The following is a 22166-nucleotide window of genomic DNA, read 5'->3' on the forward strand; positions in this document are numbered from 1 at the left end:
GATCTGTGTTTATAGTTAAAAATTTGTGATTGTGGGTAAAAAACCATCAAACGCATAAAAACATGCTTATTATTTGCATTTTGCTGTTGCAAGCACGAAAACATTACTCTAGAATTCGCACCACTTAATGTAGTGCCGACTTAGCTCAGTTGGTAGAGCAACTGACTTGTAATCAGTAGGTCGCCAGTTCGACTCCGGCAGTCGGCACCATTAATACATTACTTGTAATGTGGTATTAAAATTTGGAGGGGTTCCCGAGTGGCCAAAGGGATCAGACTGTAAATCTGACGGCTCAGCCTTCGGTGGTTCGAATCCACCTCCCTCCACCATTTTAACAGAGATAATCTGATAGAATTTAGCGGGTGTCGTATACTGGCTATTACCTCAGCCTTCCAAGCTGATGAAGCGGGTTCGATTCCCGCCACCCGCTCCAGTCTTTATAGAGAAATGCTGATATGGCTCAGTTGGTAGAGCGCACCCTTGGTAAGGGTGAGGTCGGCAGTTCGAATCTGCCTATCAGCACCACTTCTTTAGGCCTTCTATAGATTAATCAATGTTGACTAAGAAATTAATAGATTTAATCTACCCAGAGGTACTTTAAGATGGCTAAAGCAAAATTTGAACGTTTAAAACCGCATGTTAACGTTGGTACTATCGGTCACGTCGATCACGGTAAAACAACTTTAACAGCCGCTATCTCTGCGGTATTAACTAAAGTTCACGGCGGTGAAGTTAAAGACTTCGCACAAATCGATAACGCTCCTGAAGAACGTGAACGTGGTATTACCATTAACACTTCTCACATTGAGTACGATACAGCTGCACGTCACTACGCGCACGTAGATTGTCCTGGTCACGCCGATTACATCAAAAACATGATTACCGGTGCTGCACAAATGGATGGCGCTATCTTAGTAGTTGCTGCTACAGATGGTCCTATGCCACAAACACGTGAGCACATCTTGTTATCACGTCAAGTTGGCGTACCTTTCATCATAGTATTCATGAACAAATGTGATGTTGTTGATGATGATGAATTATTAGAATTAGTAGAAATGGAAGTTCGTGAACTTCTTTCTGAATATGACTTCCCAGGTGATGATTTACCGGTAATTCAAGGTTCAGCACTTGGCGCTCTTCAAGGCGACGAGAAATGGGAAGCGAAAGTAATCGAACTTGCTGATGCATTAGATAACTACATTCCAGAGCCAGAGCGTGCAATCGACGGAGCATTCATCATGCCTATCGAAGATGTATTCTCAATCTCAGGTCGTGGTACGGTTGTAACAGGTCGTGTTGAACGCGGTATTGTTAAAATCGGCGACGCAGTTGAAGTTGTTGGTATTCGTGACACACAAACATCTACTTGTACTGGTGTTGAAATGTTCCGTAAGCTTCTTGACGAAGGTCGTGCTGGCGAGAACTGTGGTGTTCTTCTTCGTGGTCTTAAGCGTGAAGACGTTGAACGTGGTCAAGTACTATGTAAGCCTGGTTCAATTTTACCTCATACTAAGTTTGAGTCAGAAGTTTATGTACTAAGCAAAGATGAAGGTGGTCGTCATACGCCATTCTTTAAAGGCTACCGTCCACAGTTTTACTTCCGTACAACGGATATTACTGGTGCAGTAGAGCTTCCTGAAGGTGTTGAAATGGTAATGCCAGGCGACAACTTGAAGTTTGTTGTAGAGCTTATCAACCCAGTTGCGATGGATGAAGGTTTACGCTTCGCTATCCGTGAAGGTGGTCGTACAGTTGGTGCTGGTGTTGTATCTAAAATTATTGCTTAATTTTAGAAGACATTAACACGATAAAAAAAAGACGCTTAGGCGTCTTTTTTGTTTTCTAGTTGAGCTATAGTGAAGTGGCAATAGGTCAATAGTTGTTGGTCTGGTATCTGCTGTTACCTTAACGTAACGTTGCTTGATTTTAGAACACGTTAAGGCGATAAAAAAGCCGCTTAGTCGGCTTTTTTTTGCAGATTTTTGCGTGTCAATGTTATTTATAAAAGCCAATAAGCAGGGTGAAAAATCAAGGCTGATACAGCATCTAGTTAAAACTCGAAAATAGTCCTTGAGTAAAATATTTTGATTAGTATAATAGCGCCTCACTTCTAGAGTCTCTCTTAATTCCCAAACAACTAAGAATCACTCGGTAAGTGTAAGTACAGATTGAAGGGGTATAGTTCCAATTGGTAGAACAGCGGTCTCCAAAACCGACGGTTGGGAGTTCGAATCTCTCTACCCCTGCCATTTTTGAGTAAAGTGCTTATTAATAAAATAATAGGGGCTTTAGATTTTAACTCCGATTGTATCGGGGTGCTTTGTCTTAGATTAGACATGTAATTACGGGTAGTAGATATGAATGCAAGTACTGAAGCTGAACCAAGTGGTTCATTTGATTTTTTAAAGTGGAGCGTAATCGTTTTACTTCTAGCTGGCGCTGTTTTTGGTAATTACATTTTTGCTGAACAATCAGTTCTCGTGCGCGCTATAGCGGTAGTTGCTGCTATTGTTATTGCAGGGCTTATTGCTATGCAAACAGTTAAAGGCCGTACAGCTGTAGCATTTGCTAAAGAGTCTCGTACTGAAGTACGCAAAGTGGTTTGGCCAACGCGTCAAGAAGCCGTGCAAACAACGGGTATAGTATTAGTAGCAACATTAATTATGTCTTTATTACTTTGGGGTTTAGATTCAGTTCTGTTCTGGGTTGTTGGATTAATTACTGGATTAAAAGTAGGTTAAGGTACCGTCATGACTGAAGAAATTACAATTACAGATACGCCTGAAAAAAATAACAATCCTAAATTACGTTGGTATGTAGTCCAAGCGTTCTCTGGCTATGAAGGCCGTGTACAAAAAACATTGCTTGAGCATATTGGTATTCATGGTTTAGAAGAAAAGTTTGGTGAAATTCTTGTGCCGACTGAAGAAGTTATTGAAATGCGCGCCGGGCAAAAGCGTAAAAGTTCACGTAAATTCTTTCCAGGCTATGTCTTAGTTCATATGGAATTAGACGATGAATCATGGCATTTAGTTAAAAGTGTGCCGCGTGTATTAGGTTTTATTGGTGGCACTAAAGAAAGACCAGCACCTATTTCACAAAAAGAGGCGGATCGCATTTTACAACGCCTTGAGGACACTGACAAACCTAAGCCTAAAACATTGTTCGAACCAGGTGAAGTGGTACGTGTTATTGACGGTCCATTTGCTGACTTTAATGGTGTGGTTGAAGAACTTGATTACGAGAAAAATCGTATTAAAGTCTCTGTGCTTATTTTTGGTCGTTCAACACCTGTTGATTTGGAATTTGGGCAAGTCGAAAAAGGCTAGCAATAAATATTCCCAAAAAAGCCAGAGTTTTTACTCTGGCTTTTTTATATCCTCTGATCTATGCCTTCTGCTTCAGTCCTGTCTTTTTTCTTCCTGTGCACTATTTTATTTATGTTTTTACAGGGAGGAAACAATGAGAAGGGAATGAGTAGAGACTGAAAAAATTTAAAGATGCCCTGATCTATACTTTCTCCTGTCGTCCTTCTTTTTTTCTTCCTGTTAATTATTTTATTATGTTTTTACAGGGAGGAAACAATGAGAAGGGAATGAGTAGAGACTTAAAAATTTAAAGATGCCCTGATCTATACTTTCTCCTGTCGTCCTTCTTTTTTTCTTCCTGTTAATTATTTTATTATGTTTTTACAGGGAGGAAACAATCAGAAAAGAAGGCGTAGATCCCCCCTTGGCTTACTGATAGCGCATTTCGGTCTTTTTTTATACAAATCAAGCATCATGTCTTGCACTACCACCTTGTAATAATATATAATCCGCTGCCGATTTTATCTAATGATTTTATCTAATGATTTTATCTGATGAATAAAAAATCGATTTTTTGTTAACGGGGAGCTGTTTTAAATCATCAGCGTTTGAACCCATACTAAAGGTATTAAAACCATGGCTAAAAAAGTCACAGCTTTAATTAAGCTACAAGTTGCTGCTGGTGCAGCAAATCCGTCACCGCCAGTTGGTCCTGCACTAGGTCAACACGGTGTAAATATCATGGAATTTTGTAAAGCGTTTAACGCAAAAACTGATTCTTTGGAAAAAGGCGCTCCAGTACCAGTAGTTATTACTGTTTATGCTGACCGTTCTTTCACATTTGAAACAAAAACTCCACCCGCTGCTTATTTACTTCTAAAAGCTGCTGGTGTTAAGAGTGGTTCAGGTCGTCCTAACACTGATAAAGTTGGTACTGTTACTACAGCACAACTTGAAGAGATTGTTAAGATGAAAGAAGCCGATCTTACTGCTGGTTCTTTGGAAGCTGCAGTGCGTACCATTGCGGGTTCTGCTCGTTCAATGGGTTTAGTGGTAGAGGATTAATTATGACTAAATTATCAAAACGCACTCGTCTTATCCGTGAAAAAGTAGACGTACTAAAAGAATATGACATCGCTGAAGCACTTTCTTTATTAAAAGAATTGGCTACTGCTAAATTTCGTGAAAGCGTAGATGTTGCTGTTAACCTTGGCATTGATGCTCGTAAATCAGATCAAAACGTACGTGGCGCGACTGTATTACCAAATGGTACAGGCCGTGACGTTCGTGTTGCTGTATTTACGCAAGGCGCTAACGCTGATAAAGCGAGAGAAGCCGGTGCTGACATCGTAGGTATGGAAGATTTAGCAGAACAAGTTAAAGCCGGTGTAATGGACTTTGACGTGGTAATTGCTTCTCCAGATGCTATGCGTGTTGTTGGTCAACTAGGTCAGATTTTAGGTCCACGTGGTCTAATGCCTAACCCGAAAGTTGGCACAGTTACACCTGACGTTGTTACTGCAATAAAGAACGCAAAAGCGGGTCAAGTCCGCTACCGCAATGACAAAAACGGTATCATCCATACTACCATTGGTAAGGCTGATTTCGACGATGCTAAATTGCAGGAAAACCTTGAGTCATTATTGGAAGCGCTTAAAAAAGCAAAACCAGCTAATGCTAAAGGCCAGTACATTAAGAAAATTTCTGTTTCAACTACTATGGGTGCCGGCGTTGCCGTTAACCAAGCTAGCTTGACGCTGTAGTTTTCAATAAAGTGTCGGTAATCGATGCTTTACAGGGGTTAAATTGTAGACTATAATTTCGCCCCTTAAATTTTGGTAGGTGTTGTCTACTTAATTCGCGTAAATTAGTGTTAATTAATTTTAGACAACCCCGTCAAAGACCGTAGGAGCCGAGACGATTCTTCGTTGAAAGCTTAATTTTTCCTACGTAGATGGTGATTACCCAGTATTTCCTAATTCTGGTCCTCGCCGTAACGGCCTAAGCGGATCTTAGTTTGCTTAGGGATAGTAAATACCGGTTTTTTATTACCGGTGAACCAGGAGTAAAGCCAATGGCTATCAATCTTGATAACAAAAAAGCAATAGTTGCTGAAGTTCAAGAAGCTGCTAATGGCGCTCAATCAGCTGTAATCGCGGATTCTCGCGGTGTTGCAGTTGAAGCAATAACGACTTTACGTAAAGAAGCTCGTGCAAATGGTGTATGGATGAAAGTTATCCGTAACACGTTAGCACGTCGTGCTTTACAAGGTACTGACTTTGAATGTGTTGCTGACACATTGGTTGGTCCATCGTTAATTGCATTCTCAAACGAGCATCCAGGTGCAGCAGCGCGTTTATTTACAGACTTTGCGAAGAAAAATCCATCGTTTGAATTAAAAGCCGCCGCATTTGAAGGCAATTCAGTAGACGTAAATATGTTAGCTAAGCTACCAACTTACGACGAAGCAATTGCCCGTTTAATGAGCGCAATGAAAGAAGCATCTGCAGGCAAATTGGTCCGCACGATTGCTGCAGTACGCGATCAGAAAGAACAAGAAGCTGCTTAATAATTGTTTATCTCTTAAATTTAAGAGCACAATTTGCACTTTTTGTATTTATAGTTATTTATAACAGCCAACAGGTTGTTAATTGAACAGGAAATTTAAAATGTCTATTTCTAAAGACGATATCCTAAACGCAGTTGCTGAAATGTCAGTAATGGACGTTGTTGCACTTATTGAAGCAATGGAAGAAAAATTTGGCGTATCTGCATCAGCTGCTGTTGCCGCTGCTGGACCTGCTGAAGCTGTTGAAGAACAAACTGAATTTGATGTAGTGATGACTAGCTTCGGCGAGAAGAAAGTTGCTGTAATCAAAGCAGTTCGTGGCGCTACAGGTCTTGGCTTAAAAGAAGCTAAAGATTTAGTTGAGTCAGCTCCAAAAGCAATTAAAGAAGGCGTTGATAAAGCTGAAGCTGAAGCGCTTAAGAAAACTCTTGAAGAAGCAGGTGCTTCTGTTGAGATCAAATAGTCTGTTTTTAAACAGATTATTTGCCTGAAAAGGCAATGGCTGGTGATTTAAACGTCACCGGCCTTTTTGCGCTAAAGAAAGTGGTTTTTTTTTAAACCAAAACAGTGCATTATTTGATGCTTGATAAAAAAAGTATCACTGCTATATCCTGTCTTTTTTAAGACAGATTCGGCCATAACCAGCAAGCTGAGGAACCCCATGGTTTACTCTTACTCTGAAAAGAAACGTATTCGTAAGGACTTTGGTAAAAGTGTTCAAGTAATGGATTATCCATTCTTGTTATCAATCCAACTCGAATCTTTCCGTAAGTTTATTGATATTGATCCAACAGGTGAAACAGGCCTAGAGGCTGCATTTCATTCTATTTTTCCAATTAAAGCTTATTCTGGTAGCTCAGAATTACAATTTGTAAGCTATCGTTTGGGCGAACCGTTATTTGACGTCAAAGAATGTCAAATCCGCGGTATCACCTACTCTGCGCCATTACGCGTTAAATTGCGTTTAGTCGTTTATGATAAAGAAGCGGCGGCAGGCACAGTAAAAGATATCAAAGAACAAGAAGTATACATGGGTGAAATACCATTAATGACTGACAACGGTACGTTTGTCATCAATGGTACAGAGCGTGTTATTGTTTCACAATTACACCGTTCTCCAGGTGTGTTTTTCGATCACGATAAAGGAAAAACGCATTCATCAGGTAAAGTGTTATATAACGCTCGTGTTATACCTTACCGTGGTTCATGGTTAGATTTCGAATTTGATCCAAAAGATAACTTATTTGTTCGTATTGACCGTCGTCGTAAATTACCTGCGTCGATAATTTTGCGTGCTTTAGAGTACTCAACGGAAGAAATTTTAGATATCTTCTACGATACAACAGAATTTTCTATTAAAGGCGATAAGCTAGTAATGGATTTAATTCCAGAACGCTTACGTGGTGAAACGGCTACTTTCGACATAAAATTACCTAAAGGTGATGTTTTAGTTGAGCAAGGCCGACGTATCACTGCTCGTCATATTAAATCGCTAGAAAAAGCTAAGCTTGAAAAATTAGAAGTACCTGCTGAATATATCGTTGGTAAAGTACTGTCTAAAGCTTACATTGACAAATCTACGGGTGAAGTCATTGCTGAAGCGAATGCTGAAATCACGCTAGAAATGTTAGCTGAGTTAAGCCAAGCTGGCCATAAAGTACTTTCTACTTTATATATGAACGAATTTGATGTTGGTTCATATATGTCAGACACACTACGTGTTGACAATTCAACTAACCGCTTAGAAGCGTTAGTGGAAATTTATCGTATGATGCGTCCAGGCGAGCCGCCAACAAAAGACGCAGCCGATACGCTATTTAACAACCTATTTTTTGCATTAGAGCGTTATGACCTGTCAACAGTAGGTCGTATGAAGTTCAACCGTCGTGTTGGCAATGCTGATGATATTGGTACTGGTGTTTTATCTAAAGAAGACATCATTTCAGTGATGAAAACCTTAATCGGCATACGTGACGGTAAAGGTGAAGTTGATGATATTGATCACTTAGGTAACCGTCGTATTCGCTCTGTAGGCGAAATGGCAGAAAACCAATTCCGTGTTGGTTTAGTTCGTGTTGAACGTGCTGTTCGTGAACGTTTAAGTCTTGGTGACTTAGATGCGATCATGCCACAAGATTTAATTAACGCTAAGCCGATTTCTGCTGCCGTTAAAGAATTCTTTGGTTCATCACAATTGTCACAATTTATGGATCAAAACAACCCGTTATCAGAAGTGACGCATAAGCGTCGTATTTCTGCTTTAGGGCCAGGTGGTTTGACACGTGAACGTGCTGGTTTTGAAGTACGTGATGTACATCCAACTCACTATGGTCGTGTTTGTCCAATTGAAACACCGGAAGGTCCAAACATTGGTTTGATCAACTCGTTATCGTGTTATGCACGTACTAACGATTTCGGCTTCTTGGAAACACCTTACCGTAAAATTGTTGATGGTTTAATCACTGACGACATAGATTACCTTTCTGCTATTGAAGAAGGTAACTTCGTTATTGCACAAACCACTGCTGAAGTTGATGCAGAAGGTAAATTAGTCGCAGGCTTAGTGGCTTGTCGTCATAAAAACGAATTTACTTTGATGTCTGCTGAACAAGTTCAGTATATGGATGTTTCTCCACAGCAGATCGTTTCTGTTGCAGCGTCACTTATCCCATTCCTAGAGCACGATGATGCGAACAGAGCCTTGATGGGCTCGAACATGCAACGTCAAGCAGTACCGACACTAAGAGTGGATAAACCACTTGTGGGTACCGGCATGGAGAAAATTGTTGCTGTTGACTCTGGTGTAACTGTTGTTGCTAAACGTGGTGGTGTTGTTGCTTACGTTGATGCTTCACGTATTGTCGTTAAAGTTAATGAAAATGAAATGCACGCTGGTGAAGCGGGTATTGATATTTATAACCTAACTAAATACACCCGTTCAAACCAAAACACTTGTATCAACCAACGTCCAATTTGTCGTATGGCTGAGCCTGTAGTTCGTGGTGATGTGCTAGCCGATGGTCCTTCAACGGACATGGGCGAATTAGCCCTTGGTCAGAACATGCGTATCGCATTTATGCCTTGGAACGGTTACAACTTCGAAGATTCAATGTTGTTATCTGAGCGTGTAGCTACTGAAGATCGTTTTACGACGATTCATATTCAAGAGCTAACTTGTATCGCTCGTGACACTAAGCTAGGCAGCGAAGAAATAACGGCTGATATTCCAAATGTTGGCGAGTCTGCATTATCTAAACTAGATGAAGCGGGTGTTGTTTATATTGGCGCTGAAGTTAATGGTGGCGACATCTTAGTGGGTAAAGTTACTCCTAAAGGTGAAACACAGTTAACGCCAGAAGAAAAACTATTACGTGCCATCTTTGGTGAAAAAGCGGCTGACGTTAAAGACAGCTCTTTACGTGTACCTAACTCAGTGTCTGGTACCATCATCGATGTACAAATCTTCACCCGTGACGGTGTAGAAAAAGATGCTCGTGCTGTTGAAATCGAAGAAATGCAACTTAAACAAGTTAAGAAAGACTTGGGTGATGAGTTTAGTATTTTAGAAGATGGTATTTATGCACGTGCGAAAAAATTATTGCTAGGCTCAGGTTTAAATGAATCTGATCTTAACAGCATGTCTCGTGATAAGTGGTTAGTTCAAAACTTAGCTGATGAAGGTCAACAGTCAGAGCTTGAGCAAATTGCTGAACAATACGACAACATTAAAGCAGACTTTGATAAAAAGTATGAAGTTAAGCGTCGTAAAATCACTCAAGGTGCTGATTTAGCGCCAGGCGTGTTAAAAATTATTAAAGTGTATTTAGCGGTTAAGCGTCGTATCCAGCCAGGTGATAAAATGGCCGGTCGTCATGGTAACAAAGGTGTTATTTCAAACGTAGTACCAGTTGAAGACATGCCTTATGACCAATACGGTGTTCCTGTTGATGTAGTACTTAACCCGTTGGGTGTACCATCACGAATGAACATTGGTCAGATCCTAGAAACACATTTAGGTATGGCTGCACGTGGTATCGGTGAAAAAATTAACCGTATGTTGGAAGCTCAATTAGAAATTCACAAATTACGTGAATTCTTAAAAGAAGTTTACAACCTAGGTGAATCTCGCCAAGAAGTTGATATTGATTCATTCTCAGATGATGAAATCATGCGCTTAGCGGGTAACTTACGAGCAGGTCTTCCTATTGCGACACCAGTATTTGATGGTGCCAGCGAGAAAGAAATTAAAGACTTATTTAAACTTGCTGATATGCCTGAAAGTGGTCAGTTTACGCTGACAGATGGCCGTACTGGTCGTAACTTTGAGCGTCCTGTGACGGTTGGTTACATGTATATGTTAAAACTAAACCATTTAGTAGATGACAAAATGCATGCACGTTCTACGGGTTCATACTCGCTAGTAACGCAACAGCCTCTAGGTGGTAAAGCACAGTTTGGTGGTCAGCGTTTCGGTGAGATGGAAGTATGGGCACTTGAAGCATACGGTGCTGCTTACACCTTGCAAGAAATGTTAACGGTTAAATCTGATGATGTTAACGGTCGTACTAAGATGTATAAAAACTTAGTTGACGGTGATCATCGCATGGAGCCGGGTATCCCTGAATCATTCAACGTATTGTTGAAAGAAATTCGTTCGTTGGGTATCAACATCGAATTAGATCAGGACTAAGCTACCTCAAGCTACATTGCTGACTTTTAGCATCAGCTGAAGTCAGTACAGGGAGAGAACAGATAACTGTTCTCTCCGGTATTTAACTCCGACAGGAGAGAGTGTGTGAAAGATTTACTTAAGTTTCTTAAGCAACAAAATCAAACAGAAGAGTTCGATGGTATTCGCATCGGACTAGCTTCACCTGACATGATTCGTTCATGGTCATTTGGTGAAGTAAAGAAACCTGAGACGATTAACTATCGTACTTTTAAGCCGGAACGTGATGGTTTGTTCTGTGCGCGTATTTTTGGCCCAGTTAAAGACTACGAATGTCTTTGTGGCAAATACAAACGCCTTAAGCACCGTGGTGTAATTTGTGAAAAATGTGGCGTTGAAGTTACATTAACTAAAGTTCGTCGTGACCGCATGGGTCATATCGAGCTAGCAAGTCCAGTTGCCCATATTTGGTTCTTAAAGTCATTACCATCTCGTATCGGTCTATTATTAGACATGACGTTACGTGATATTGAGCGTGTGCTTTATTTTGAATCTTACGTTGTTACCGAACCTGGTATGACAACATTAGAGAAAAGCCAAATTCTAACCGAAGAAGAATATCTTGATGCGTTAGAAGAGCACGGTGACGAATTTGACGCCCTAATGGGTGCTGAAGCGGTACTTGCGTTATTACAACAGATTGATCTTGACGGTGAAGTAGCGCAAATGCGTGAAGAGTTACCTGAAATTGGTTCTGAAACAAAGCGTAAGAAAATCACTAAACGTTTGAAATTAATGGAAGCATTCGCGGCATCAGGTAATAAGCCTGAGTGGATGATCATGAACGTTTTACCAATTTTGCCACCAGATTTACGTCCGTTGGTACCATTGGATGGCGGTCGTTTCGCGACGTCTGATCTAAACGATTTATACCGTCGTGTTATTAACCGTAACAACCGTTTAAAACGTCTTCTAGATCTAGTAGCACCAGATATTATCGTACGTAACGAAAAGCGTATGTTGCAAGAATCTGTTGATGCATTATTAGATAACGGTCGTCGTGGTCGCGCTATTACTGGTTCTAACAAACGTCCTCTTAAATCTCTTGCCGATATGATCAAAGGTAAGCAAGGTCGTTTCCGTCAGAATTTATTGGGTAAACGTGTTGATTATTCTGGTCGTTCAGTAATCACTGTTGGTCCAACGCTACGCTTACATCAGTGTGGTTTACCTAAGAAAATGGCACTTGAGTTATTCAAACCATTTATTTACGGTAAATTAGAAGCACGTGGTTTAGCAACAACAATTAAAGCAGCTAAGAAATTAGTTGAACGTGAAGGCGCTGAAGTTTGGGATGTACTTGACGAAGTAATTCGTGAACATCCGGTTATGCTTAACCGTGCACCAACACTTCATAGATTGGGTATCCAAGCGTTTGAACCTGTATTAATTGAAGGTAAAGCGATTCATTTGCATCCATTAGTTTGTGCGGCCTATAACGCCGATTTCGATGGTGACCAAATGGCGGTACACGTACCGTTGACAATCGAAGCACAAATGGAAGCACGTACGTTGATGATGTCAACGAACAACGTACTTTCTCCAGCGAACGGTGATCCAATCATCGTACCATCACAAGATGTTGTATTAGGTCTATATTACCTAACGCGCGATCGTGTGAATGGTTTAGGTGAAGGTATGGTTTTTACCGACATCAAAGAAGTTGAAAAAGCTTACCGTACAGGTTTTACTGAACTTCATGCCCGCGTGAAAGTTCGTATTACTGAACATGTTCGTAACAGTGATGGTGTTTTTGAACCGGTAACTAAGCTGCGCGATACCACTGTTGGTCGTGCAATCTTATGGCAAGTATGTCCAGATGGCATGCCTTATGATCTTATTGATCAGCCACTAGGTAAAAAGCCAATTTCAAAACTGATTAACCATGCGTATCGTAACTTAGGTCTTAAAGATACCGTTATCTTTGCTGACCAAATTATGTACACAGGTTTCCACTACGCGATGATCGCGGGTGCTTCAGTTGGTATCGACGACATGGTTATTCCAGAAGCGAAATACACCATCATCGAAGATTCAGAAGAAGAAGTTAAAGAAATTCAAACTCAGTTCGAGCAAGGTCTTGTAACTCAGGGTGAAAAATACAACAAAGTTATTGATATCTGGTCATCTGCCAACGAGAAAATCTCGAAAGCTATGATGGACAACTTATCAAAAGAAACTGTTATTAACCGTCATGGTGAGCCAGAAGAGCAAGACTCTTTCAACTCAATCTACATGATGGCCGATTCAGGTGCTCGTGGTAGTGCTGCGCAGATTCGTCAGCTTGCAGGTATGCGTGGTTTGATGGCTAAGCCAGATGGTTCAATCATCGAAACACCAATTACCGCTAACTTCCGTGAAGGTTTGAACGTATTACAATACTTCATCTCGACTCATGGTGCGCGTAAAGGTTTGGCCGATACGGCATTGAAAACAGCTAACTCGGGTTACTTAACTCGTCGTTTAGTTGATGTTGCACAAGATTTGGTCGTAACCGAACATGACTGTGGAACATTAGACGGTTTACAAATGACGCCATTGATTGAAGGTGGTGATGTTGTTGAGCCGTTACGCGAACGTGTGCTCGGTCGTGTTGTAGCTGAAGATGTTGTCAAGCCAGGTACTGACGAAGTTCTATTACCTCGTAATACGCTAATTGACGAAGCTTTATGTGATTTCATTGAAGAAAACTCAATTGATCAAATGAAAGTACGTTCAATCATTACCTGTAAAACCGATTTTGGTATTTGTGCTCATTGTTACGGCCGTGATTTGGCTCGTGGACATATGATCAACCAAGGTGAAGCGATTGGCGTTGTGGCAGCACAATCTATCGGTGAACCAGGTACACAGTTAACTATGCGTACGTTCCATATTGGTGGTGCGGCATCTCGTGCATCAGCAGAGAACAACGTACAGGTTAAGAATACAGGTACACTGAAATTACAAAATGCTAAATTTGTAACTAACTCTGAAGATCACTTAGTGATTACCTCTCGTTCATCTGAGCTAACCGTAATTGATGAGCTTGGTCGTGAGAAAGAGCGTTATAAAGTACCTTACGGTACCATTCTTAATAAGAAAGATGGCGAAGTACTAAACTCAGGCGATATCATTGCCAACTGGGACCCGCATACGCATCCTATTATCACAGAAGTAGCCGGTAAGGTGCAGTTCGTTGAGCTTATTGATGGCGTAACTATGGTTCGCCAAACTGATGATCTTACGGGTTTATCAAGTATCGTAGTCACAGATGTTGGTCAACGTAATACTGCGGGTAAAGAAATGCGCCCAGCAGTTAAATTGGTTGATGCTAAAGGCAACGATGTGATGATCGCGGGTACTGAAATTCCAGCACAATACTTCTTACCAGGTAATGCAATTGTTAACCTAGAAGATGGTGCAGAAGTTGGTATTGGTGATGCGTTAGCGCGTATTCCTCAAGCGTCGTCAAAAACGCGTGATATTACCGGTGGTTTGCCACGTGTAGCTGATTTATTTGAAGCGCGTAAGCCAAAACTTCCAGCGATACTAGCTGAGAAGACAGGTATCATCGCCTTCGGTAAAGAAACTAAAGGTAAAGTGCGTTTATTAATCACACAACCCAGTGGTGAAGTATACGAAGAGATGATCCCTAAAATGCGTCAATTAAACGTGTTTGAAGGTGAATCTGTACTTAAAGGTGAAGTTATTGCCGATGGTCCAGAGTCTCCACATGACATCTTACGTTTACGTGGTGTAGCGCCAGTAGCTAACTATATTGTTAACGAAGTACAAGAAGTGTACCGTTTGCAAGGTGTTAAGATTAACGATAAGCATATTGAAGTTATCGTGCGTCAAATGATCCGCAAGTGTGAGATCTTAGATGCCGGTGATAGCACCTTCCTTAAAGGCGAAATCCTGGAAGTTGCCCGTGTCAATATCTCTAATCGTGAATTAGAAGCTGCAGGTAAACAACCGGCTGAATACGAAATGCAAATGATGGGTATTACTAAAGCATCATTAGCCACTGAGTCATTCATCTCGGCAGCCTCTTTCCAAGAAACGACGCGTGTACTGACTGAAGCAGCGGTAGCTGGTAAGAAAGATAAACTTCGTGGCTTAAAAGAGAATGTTATTGTTGGTCGCTTAATCCCAGCAGGTACAGGTTATTCTTATCATCAAGAACGAGCGCGTGCTAAAAACGCCGTTCCTGTAGAAGAAGTAACAGTATCAGCTGACGACGCAGCGCAAGCATTAACGGATGCTTTGAATGCAGATTTGTCTTCTTAGGCAATCGTATTGAAAAAGTGGTTAAAGCAGATGATTAACCTGTCTATTGCGAGTAAAGCTTGACAGGTTAAAGCTTGACCTATAGAATTCCGCGACCCTGTATTCCCTACTTTTAGGTATTGAATATGAGGTCGCGGATTTTCACGTTTATAAGGGTGTAAATTTCCCCATTGATTGGAATTTACACAAATTTAACTAATCGGGAGCTATTTAATGGCAACTATTAACCAATTAGTACGTAAACCACGTGTAAGACAAGTAACTAAAAGTAACGTACCAGCGTTACAAGCTTGTCCACAACGTCGTGGCGTATGTACTCGTGTGTATACAACTACACCAAAAAAACCTAACTCAGCATTACGTAAAGTAGCTCGTGTTCGTTTAACTAACGGCTTCGAAGTAACTTCATACATCGGTGGTGAAGGTCATAACTTACAAGAACATAGTGTTATCTTGATTCGTGGTGGTCGTGTTAAAGATTTACCAGGTGTGCGTTACCACACCGTTCGTGGTGCACTTGATTGTTCAGGTGTAAGCGACAGAAGACAAGGCCGTTCTAAATACGGTGCTAAACGACCTAAATCTTAAGCTATTTTATTTCTTTAATTAGAGATAGAAAGCGTTAAGTAAGGCCAAATAAAATATTAAATTTTGGGTTATACCTGAAAACAACGGAGAATTAAGATGCCAAGAAGACGCGTCGTAGGGCAACGTAAGATATTGCCAGATCCTAAGTTCCATAACGAACTTTTAGCAAAATTCATCAACATCCTTATGGTTGATGGTAAAAAATCTACTGCAGAAAAAATTGTTTACGGTGCATTAGACATTTTAACTGAGAAAGACACTGAGAAGACTCACCTTGAGTTATTCGAAACAGCGTTAGACAACATCCGCCCACAAGTGGAAGTAAAGTCTCGTCGTGTTGGTGGTTCTACTTATCAAGTTCCAGTTGAAGTTCGTCCTGTGCGTCGTAATGCACTAGCCATGCGTTGGTTAGTTGAAGCATCTCGTAAACGTGGTGAAAAATCAATGGCTCAGCGCCTAGCTAACGAAATGTTAGATGCGTCTGACAGCAAAGGTTCAGCGGTTAAGAAACGTGAAGACGTTCACCGTATGGCCGAAGCTAACAAAGCATTCGCTCACTACCGTTGGTAGGCACTATGAATTAGCAAGCTTTGCTAATTTTATAGTAACAAGCGTAATGCCGTGGTTATCACCGTGTATCAACATTGATATAAAGTGATAACCACAACTGTTTTATAATCTGAGATAAAGTCTCAGAAAGAGGAAGTAATTGTGGCACGTATAACCCCTATTGAGCGTTACCGAAACATTGGTATTTGTGCTCATGTCGATGCCGGTAAAACGACAACAACAGAAAGGGTACTTTTCTACACTGGTCTTTCACATAAGATCGGCGAAGTTCATGATGGCGCAGCCACTATGGACTGGATGGAGCAAGAGCAAGAGCGTGGTATAACCATAACTTCTGCGGCAACAACTTGTTTCTGGAAAGGCATGCAAGCCCAGTTTGAAGACCATCGCATTAATATCATCGACACCCCTGGTCACGTAGATTTTACGATTGAAGTAGAACGCTCATTACGTGTATTAGACGGTGCGGTATTAGTATTATGTGCTTCTTCAGGAGTTCAACCACAAACAGAAACTGTTTGGCGTCAAATGGAGAAATACTCTGTTCCACGGCTAGTTTTTGTTAATAAGATGGACCGCACAGGTGCAGACTTCTTATTAGTAGTTGAGCAACTTAATTCTCGCTTGAAAGCTAATGCAGTGCCTATTCATTTAGCAATCGGCGCTGAAGATGACTTTACTGGTGTTGTCGACTTAATAAAGATGAAAGCCATTAACTGGAACGAAAGTGACCAGGGTATGACTTTTACTTATGAAGATATCCCAGCAGAGATGCTAGAGCAAGCCGAACATTGGCATGAACATCTGGTCTCTGAAGCTGCAGAAGCCTCTGAAGAATTAATGGATAAATACCTTGAAGAAGGTGACTTATCCGAAGCAGAAATAAAATCTGCGCTGCGTACCCGTACGCTAAACAATGAAATTGTCCTTTGTGCTTGTGGCTCAGCTTTCAAAAACAAAGGCGTTCAAGCAGTACTTGATGCTGTTGTAGAATTTTTACCTTCGCCAACTGATGTTGAAGCGATAAAAGGTATTAATAACGACAAAAACGAAACTGAAGGTTTTCGCGAAGCTGATGATAAAGCGCCATTTGCTGCTTTAGCATTTAAAATCGCCACTGACCCATTTGTCGGTACGTTAACGTTCTTTCGCGTCTATTCAGGTGTAGTAAAAACTGGTGACAGTATATACAATCCTGTGAAAGGTAAAAAAGAACGTTTAGGTCGTATTGTGCAAATGCATGCAAATGACCGTCAGGAAATTAAAGAAGTAAGAGCGGGCGATATAGCTGCGGCTATTGGTCTTAAAGATGTCACTACAGGTGATACTTTATGTGATGTAAATCATGTGATCACGCTCGAACGAATGGAGTTTCCTGAACCAGTAATTTCTGTAGCAGTTGAGCCAAAAACTGTCGCTTCCCAAGAAAAAATGGGCATTGCGTTAGGTAAATTGGCCGCAGAAGATCCGTCATTTAGAGTAGTCTCTGATGAAGAAACGGGTCAAACCATCATTTCAGGTATGGGGGAATTACACCTCGATATTCTAGTTGAACGTATGAAACGTGAATTTGGCGTTGAATGTAATGTCGGTAATCCACAAGTGGCTTATCGCGAAACCATTCGTTCAGCAGTTGAAGTGGAAGGTAAATTTGTTCGTCAATCAGGTGGTCGTGGTCAATTTGGTCATGTTTGGTTGAAAATGGAGCCCTTGCCAAAAGGTGAAGGCTTCGAGTTTGTCAATGAAATTGTCGGTGGTAGTGTTCCAAAAGAATTTATCCCCTCAGTTGAACAGGGTTGTAGAGAGCAAATGGACAGTGGTGTGTTGGCGGGTTACCCGTTATTAGACATCAAAGTCACACTCTTCGATGGCTCTTTTCATGAAGTTGACTCAAACGAAATGGCGTTTAAAGTCGCTGCATCGATTGGTTTTAGACAAGGGGCGCTAAAAGCGTCACCGGTAATTCTTGAGCCTATGATGAAAGTCGAAGTTATTACGCCAGACGCAAACATGGGTGATGTTGTTGGTGACTTAAACCGTCGCCGTGGCATGATCGATGGCATGGACGAAGGTCCAGCTGGTTCGAAGATAGTGAATGCATTTGTACCGCTATCTGAAATGTTTGGTTACGCTACTGCATTGCGTAGTGCAACTCAAGGTCGCGCATCATATTCAATGGAGTTTCACGAATACAGTGAAGCACCAAAGGCTGTTGCCGACAAAATAATTGAATCTTAGTAAGGCTTTTTGAAAGTCTGGCTCGGTCTTTTGGCCGGGCTTTTAATAAACTTTAAGGTAATTGAAAAATGGCTAAAGCAAAATTTGAACGTTTAAAACCGCATGTTAACGTTGGTACTATTGGTCACGTCGATCACGGTAAAACAACTTTAACAGCTGCTATCTCTGCAGTATTAACTAAAGTTCACGGTGGTGAAGTTAAAGATTTCGCACAAATCGATAACGCTCCTGAAGAACGTGAACGTGGTATTACGATTAATACTTCTCACATTGAGTACGATACAGCTGCACGTCACTATGCACACGTAGATTGTCCTGGTCACGCCGATTACATCAAAAACATGATCACCGGTGCTGCACAAATGGATGGCGCTATCTTAGTAGTTGCTGCTACAGATGGTCCTATGCCACAAACACGTGAGCACATCTTGTTATCACGTCAAGTTGGCGTACCTTTCATCATAGTATTCATGAACAAATGTGATGTTGTTGATGATGATGAATTATTAGAATTAGTAGAAATGGAAGTTCGTGAACTTCTTTCTGAATATGACTTCCCAGGTGATGATTTACCGGTAATTCAAGGTTCAGCACTTGGCGCTCTTCAAGGCGACGAGAAATGGGAAGCGAAAGTAATCGAACTTGCTGATGCATTAGATAACTACATTCCAGAGCCAGAGCGTGCAATCGACGGAGCATTCATCATGCCTATCGAAGATGTATTCTCAATCTCAGGTCGTGGTACGGTTGTAACAGGTCGTGTTGAACGCGGTATTGTTAAAATCGGCGACGCAGTTGAAGTTGTTGGTATTCGTGACACACAAACATCTACTTGTACTGGTGTTGAAATGTTCCGTAAGCTTCTTGACGAAGGTCGTGCTGGCGAGAACTGTGGTGTTCTTCTTCGTGGTCTTAAGCGTGAAGACGTTGAACGTGGTCAAGTACTATGTAAGCCTGGTTCAATTTTACCTCATACTAAGTTTGAGTCAGAAGTTTATGTACTAAGCAAAGATGAAGGTGGTCGTCATACGCCATTCTTTAAAGGCTACCGTCCACAGTTTTACTTCCGTACAACGGATATTACTGGTGCAGTAGAGCTTCCTGAAGGTGTTGAAATGGTAATGCCAGGCGACAACTTGAAGTTTGTTGTAGAGCTTATCAACCCAGTTGCGATGGACGAAGGTTTACGCTTCGCTATCCGTGAAGGTGGTCGTACAGTTGGTGCTGGTGTTGTATCTAAAATTATCGCTTAATTTTAGAAGACATTAACACGATAAAAAAGACGCTTAGGCGTCTTTTTTGTTTTCTAGTTGAGCTATAGTGAAATGGCAATAGGTCAATAGTTGTTGGTCTGGTATCTGCTATTACCTTAACGAATCGTTGCTTGATTTTAGAACACGTTAACACGATAAAAAAAAGACGCTTAGGCGTCTTTTTTGTTTTGTAGCTGAGTATAGTAAAGTGCGAATAGCTCAATAGTGGCTAGTATGGTATCTACAATTTCCTGCACAAATCATAGATAGGTATTGACCTATCAGCGTTACTTTCATCACAAGTGTAAAGCGGTGATGACGATAATGCTGAAACCAATAACTTTAGCAGAAAGTTAGCGTCTTAGTAGTGTGTTAACCGCAGCATGAATTCACGCCACGGCGGTTTTCAGTCTGTAAGAGGTTTCCGCTTAGGCTAAACGTTAAATTGGTTGACGACTTTTGACAATGAATTAGCTTGATCAGATAAATTGGCCAGACTAGTTTTCATCGTTGTGGAGACATCAACAGTATCGTCAGTTAACACTCTAACGTTCTCAATGTTTTTCGATACTTCTTCGGCGACATTGGCTTGTTGTTCTACTGCATGGGCTACTTCAAACGTTTGGCTTTGAAATTGACCAATAACCTCTGCAATATCAGCTAATACTTGCTGTACTTGCTGTGTTAGCTGGACACTATTTTCTGCCTGCAAGCAACTAGACTCCATCACTCCTACGGCATTTACCGCGGTTGCTTGTAGCTCTTCAATTATGCGTTGGATATTAGCGGTAGATTCTTGGGTACGTGACGCCAGGGTGCGAACCTCGTCAGCAACAACAGCAAAGCCTCGGCCTTGTTCTCCGGCTCTAGCCGCTTCAATGGCTGCGTTTAACGCCAATAAATTTGTTTGTTCAGCGATACTGCGTATTACGGTGACAACATCACCAATGGTTTGCGTGCCTGTTTTTAGCTGATGCACAACCTGTGATGCGTCATCAACATTATTTGAAAGTTGTTGAATGCCAATGGTAGCTTGGTTAACAACATCAGAGCCTAAGGCCACTTTCTCTTCAGCTTTCGTCACCAATTGCTTTGAATAATTTGTGTTGTTAGATATCTCGATGCTGGTTTGAGCTAATTCGGTGGCTGCGGTGGCGACAAGATCTATTTCTCGTTTTTGCGCTTCAACAATATGAACTGTTTTTTTGCCGATTTTCTCTGCGGCACCACTTGAAGCTGACACTTCTCTAGTAATAACGATAGTTTGACTGACCAGTTGTTGAATTGAATCAACAAAGAGATTGAATTCATCAACCAACTTGCCAATTTCATCATTCTTTAACGGCGCTATTCTTTGGGTTAAATCACCATCGCCATCGGCAATGTCTTTCATGGCATTTCTAAGGCTTGTTATGCGCTTAACAAAAGGTAATACGCTTAGCCACACAACAATAGCAATCATAATAATAATCGCGATAACAATAGCCACAGAAGACCTAAAAGCTGCTTCAACCGGCTTTGCTATTAGTTGCTCAGGGACCAGAAAGCCAAGTTTCCAATTCATTAGCGGATAGTCACTTTTGACTTGATTAAAAATGACTTGATAGTCTATGCCACGCAGAGATACCTGGGTAATGCCACTATCGTTCTGGGCAAGAGTTGTTTGCAATTGTGAAAAGCCCGATGTGTTTGAGAATTGGCTATCTACACTGGCCATAGTGTCTCCAGGTTTGAAATTATCATCAAAGCCAGGGAAGAAGACTAATTTTCCTGTGTCTGTCATTAAGAAGGCTTCTCCTTCGTTTTTATATTTAATAGGGGCGAGTAAATCATGTCCTATGGTGGTAATTAGAATGTCCATACCACCAATACCTAATAATTGTCCATCGGGTAAATAGTAGGGTGAAGTAATAGTTGCTGAAATTGAACCGTCGTTATTGTCTACTGCGGGTTCAGTGACATACATTGTTGCTGCGCTAAGACTGCTCGACCACCAAGGTCGCTCATTGGTGTAATATTTCTCATCGTCATAACGACCATTTAAGTCGAAATATTCATGGGTATTTTCGCTACCAAAAAATACACTTTTTATCGCAGGGTCTTTTTCTGAAAAGAATTTAAAATACCGGGTTACATCTTGGTATTGCTTATTATCACTGATATTGGAAAGTCGTTTATCGTAGTTGTTAAACCAATCAATAACCAAGGGGTTAGCAAATACACTATGATTTATTTGGCCTTTTGCGACAAAAAATTCTTTCACTTTGGTTGATTGCAAAGTAACAATATTCTCTATATCAGAGATAAGTTGCTCTCTGGTATTATCACTCACATTGGATAAAATAAAGAATGAGGTAATGACCAGTAGTATGGCAACTGCGCTTGATATGGTAATCACCAATTTTCGCATTATTGATTGACTAAAAAAATTGAACATACTATTTAATACCTATTTGAGAAATCTTATTATTAAGGGGGTAAATCGTACTAACATCAGTAATAACGTCAGTAATAACAAGTGGATGAAACATTCATAAAACATCAGCACTTAAAGAAAATAGTATCATGTGCTTTATCTCATGGCTATATTTTGCGCGCGCTTGCTGAAGATGTTTTAGGCAATAAAAAAGGATGCCGAA

The 22166-nt window shown here is 40.9% G+C and carries 14 protein-coding genes and 5 tRNA genes; 18 read left to right on the plus strand and 1 reads right to left on the minus strand.

Going from position 1 to position 22166, the window contains the following annotated elements; all coding sequences use genetic code 11:
• Window positions 1-134: 134 nt before the first annotated feature.
• The 18 genes from H4J41_RS16445 (at window position 135) to tuf (H4J41_RS16530) (ending at window position 19527) form a co-directional block, all read left to right on the plus strand.
• Window positions 135-210, plus strand: a tRNA-Thr gene (locus H4J41_RS16445).
• Window positions 211-244: 34 nt separating this feature from the next.
• Window positions 245-329 (plus strand) — tRNA-Tyr (locus H4J41_RS16450).
• A 29-nt stretch (window positions 330-358) separates the two neighbouring features.
• A tRNA-Gly gene (locus H4J41_RS16455) sits at window positions 359-433 on the plus strand.
• 16 nt (window positions 434-449) lie between these two features.
• Window positions 450-525: transfer RNA gene (locus tag H4J41_RS16460), tRNA-Thr, on the plus strand.
• A 77-nt stretch (window positions 526-602) separates the two neighbouring features.
• Complete coding sequence (tuf, locus tag H4J41_RS16465) at window positions 603-1787, plus strand: elongation factor Tu (RefSeq protein ID WP_182137223.1); 1185 nt, start codon at window positions 603-605, stop codon at window positions 1785-1787.
• 385 nt (window positions 1788-2172) lie between these two features.
• Window positions 2173-2249, plus strand: a tRNA-Trp gene (locus H4J41_RS16470).
• 108 nt (window positions 2250-2357) lie between these two features.
• Complete coding sequence (gene secE, locus H4J41_RS16475) at window positions 2358-2741, plus strand: preprotein translocase subunit SecE (RefSeq protein WP_182137224.1); 384 nt, start codon at window positions 2358-2360, stop codon at window positions 2739-2741.
• A gap of 9 nt (window positions 2742-2750) precedes the next feature.
• Window positions 2751-3329 (plus strand): transcription termination/antitermination protein NusG, encoded by a 579-nt coding sequence (nusG, locus tag H4J41_RS16480; RefSeq protein WP_126667296.1) that lies wholly within the window; start codon window positions 2751-2753, stop codon window positions 3327-3329.
• Between the two features lie 615 nt (window positions 3330-3944).
• A complete protein-coding gene (gene rplK / locus H4J41_RS16485) occupies window positions 3945-4373 on the plus strand; it encodes a 50S ribosomal protein L11 (protein ID WP_182137225.1) in 429 nt (142 codons plus the stop codon).
• 2 nt (window positions 4374-4375) lie between these two features.
• The gene (rplA, locus tag H4J41_RS16490; protein ID WP_182137226.1) at window positions 4376-5071 is read left to right on the plus strand and encodes a 50S ribosomal protein L1; all 696 of its coding nucleotides are present in this window, start codon (window positions 4376-4378) and stop codon (window positions 5069-5071) included.
• 311 nt (window positions 5072-5382) lie between these two features.
• Window positions 5383-5877, plus strand: coding sequence for a 50S ribosomal protein L10 (gene rplJ, locus H4J41_RS16495; protein WP_182137227.1), 495 nt, complete (start codon window positions 5383-5385; stop codon window positions 5875-5877).
• A gap of 100 nt (window positions 5878-5977) precedes the next feature.
• The gene (rplL, locus tag H4J41_RS16500; RefSeq protein WP_146877795.1) at window positions 5978-6340 is read left to right on the plus strand and encodes a 50S ribosomal protein L7/L12; all 363 of its coding nucleotides are present in this window, start codon (window positions 5978-5980) and stop codon (window positions 6338-6340) included.
• Window positions 6341-6538: 198 nt separating this feature from the next.
• The gene (gene rpoB / locus H4J41_RS16505) at window positions 6539-10567 is read left to right on the plus strand and encodes a DNA-directed RNA polymerase subunit beta (protein WP_182137228.1); all 4029 of its coding nucleotides are present in this window, start codon (window positions 6539-6541) and stop codon (window positions 10565-10567) included.
• A 105-nt stretch (window positions 10568-10672) separates the two neighbouring features.
• Complete coding sequence (gene rpoC / locus H4J41_RS16510; protein ID WP_182137229.1) at window positions 10673-14878, plus strand: DNA-directed RNA polymerase subunit beta'; 4206 nt, start codon at window positions 10673-10675, stop codon at window positions 14876-14878.
• A 213-nt stretch (window positions 14879-15091) separates the two neighbouring features.
• Window positions 15092-15466, plus strand: a complete 375-nt coding sequence (rpsL, locus tag H4J41_RS16515; RefSeq protein ID WP_011045492.1) for a 30S ribosomal protein S12 — start codon at window positions 15092-15094, stop codon at window positions 15464-15466.
• A gap of 96 nt (window positions 15467-15562) precedes the next feature.
• Complete coding sequence (rpsG, locus tag H4J41_RS16520) at window positions 15563-16036, plus strand: 30S ribosomal protein S7 (protein ID WP_182137230.1); 474 nt, start codon at window positions 15563-15565, stop codon at window positions 16034-16036.
• A 141-nt stretch (window positions 16037-16177) separates the two neighbouring features.
• Entirely contained in the window at window positions 16178-18274 is a 2097-nt protein-coding gene (gene fusA / locus H4J41_RS16525; protein ID WP_182137231.1) for an elongation factor G, read from the plus strand.
• Window positions 18275-18342: 68 nt separating this feature from the next.
• Window positions 18343-19527: an elongation factor Tu gene (gene tuf / locus H4J41_RS16530; protein ID WP_182137223.1), complete on the plus strand. Its 1185-nt coding sequence runs from the start codon at window positions 18343-18345 to the stop codon at window positions 19525-19527.
• 433 nt (window positions 19528-19960) lie between these two features.
• On the opposite strand, the gene H4J41_RS16535 is transcribed toward tuf (H4J41_RS16530), so the two are convergent.
• Window positions 19961-21964, minus strand: coding sequence for a methyl-accepting chemotaxis protein (locus H4J41_RS16535; protein WP_182137232.1), 2004 nt, complete (start codon window positions 21962-21964; stop codon window positions 19961-19963).
• Window positions 21965-22166: the final 202 nt, after the last annotated feature.

It is taken from the genome of Colwellia sp. MB3u-45, assembly GCF_014077005.1.
GTDB lineage: Bacteria > Pseudomonadota > Gammaproteobacteria > Enterobacterales > Alteromonadaceae > Cognaticolwellia.

Coding starts and splice junctions, on each gene's coding strand:
- tuf (WP_182137223.1), top strand. CDS start 603: ATGGCTAAAGCAAAATTTGAACGTTTAAAACCGCATGTTAACGTTGGT.
- secE (WP_182137224.1), top strand. CDS start 2,358: ATGAATGCAAGTACTGAAGCTGAACCAAGTGGTTCATTTGATTTTTTA.
- nusG (WP_126667296.1), top strand. CDS start 2,751: ATGACTGAAGAAATTACAATTACAGATACGCCTGAAAAAAATAACAAT.
- rplK (WP_182137225.1), top strand. CDS start 3,945: ATGGCTAAAAAAGTCACAGCTTTAATTAAGCTACAAGTTGCTGCTGGT.
- rplA (WP_182137226.1), top strand. CDS start 4,376: ATGACTAAATTATCAAAACGCACTCGTCTTATCCGTGAAAAAGTAGAC.
- rplJ (WP_182137227.1), top strand. CDS start 5,383: ATGGCTATCAATCTTGATAACAAAAAAGCAATAGTTGCTGAAGTTCAA.
- rplL (WP_146877795.1), top strand. CDS start 5,978: ATGTCTATTTCTAAAGACGATATCCTAAACGCAGTTGCTGAAATGTCA.
- rpoB (WP_182137228.1), top strand. CDS start 6,539: ATGGTTTACTCTTACTCTGAAAAGAAACGTATTCGTAAGGACTTTGGT.
- rpsL (WP_011045492.1), top strand. CDS start 15,092: ATGGCAACTATTAACCAATTAGTACGTAAACCACGTGTAAGACAAGTA.
- rpsG (WP_182137230.1), top strand. CDS start 15,563: ATGCCAAGAAGACGCGTCGTAGGGCAACGTAAGATATTGCCAGATCCT.
- tuf (WP_182137223.1), top strand. CDS start 18,343: ATGGCTAAAGCAAAATTTGAACGTTTAAAACCGCATGTTAACGTTGGT.
- H4J41_RS16535 (WP_182137232.1), bottom strand. CDS start 21,964: ATGTTCAATTTTTTTAGTCAATCAATAATGCGAAAATTGGTGATTACC.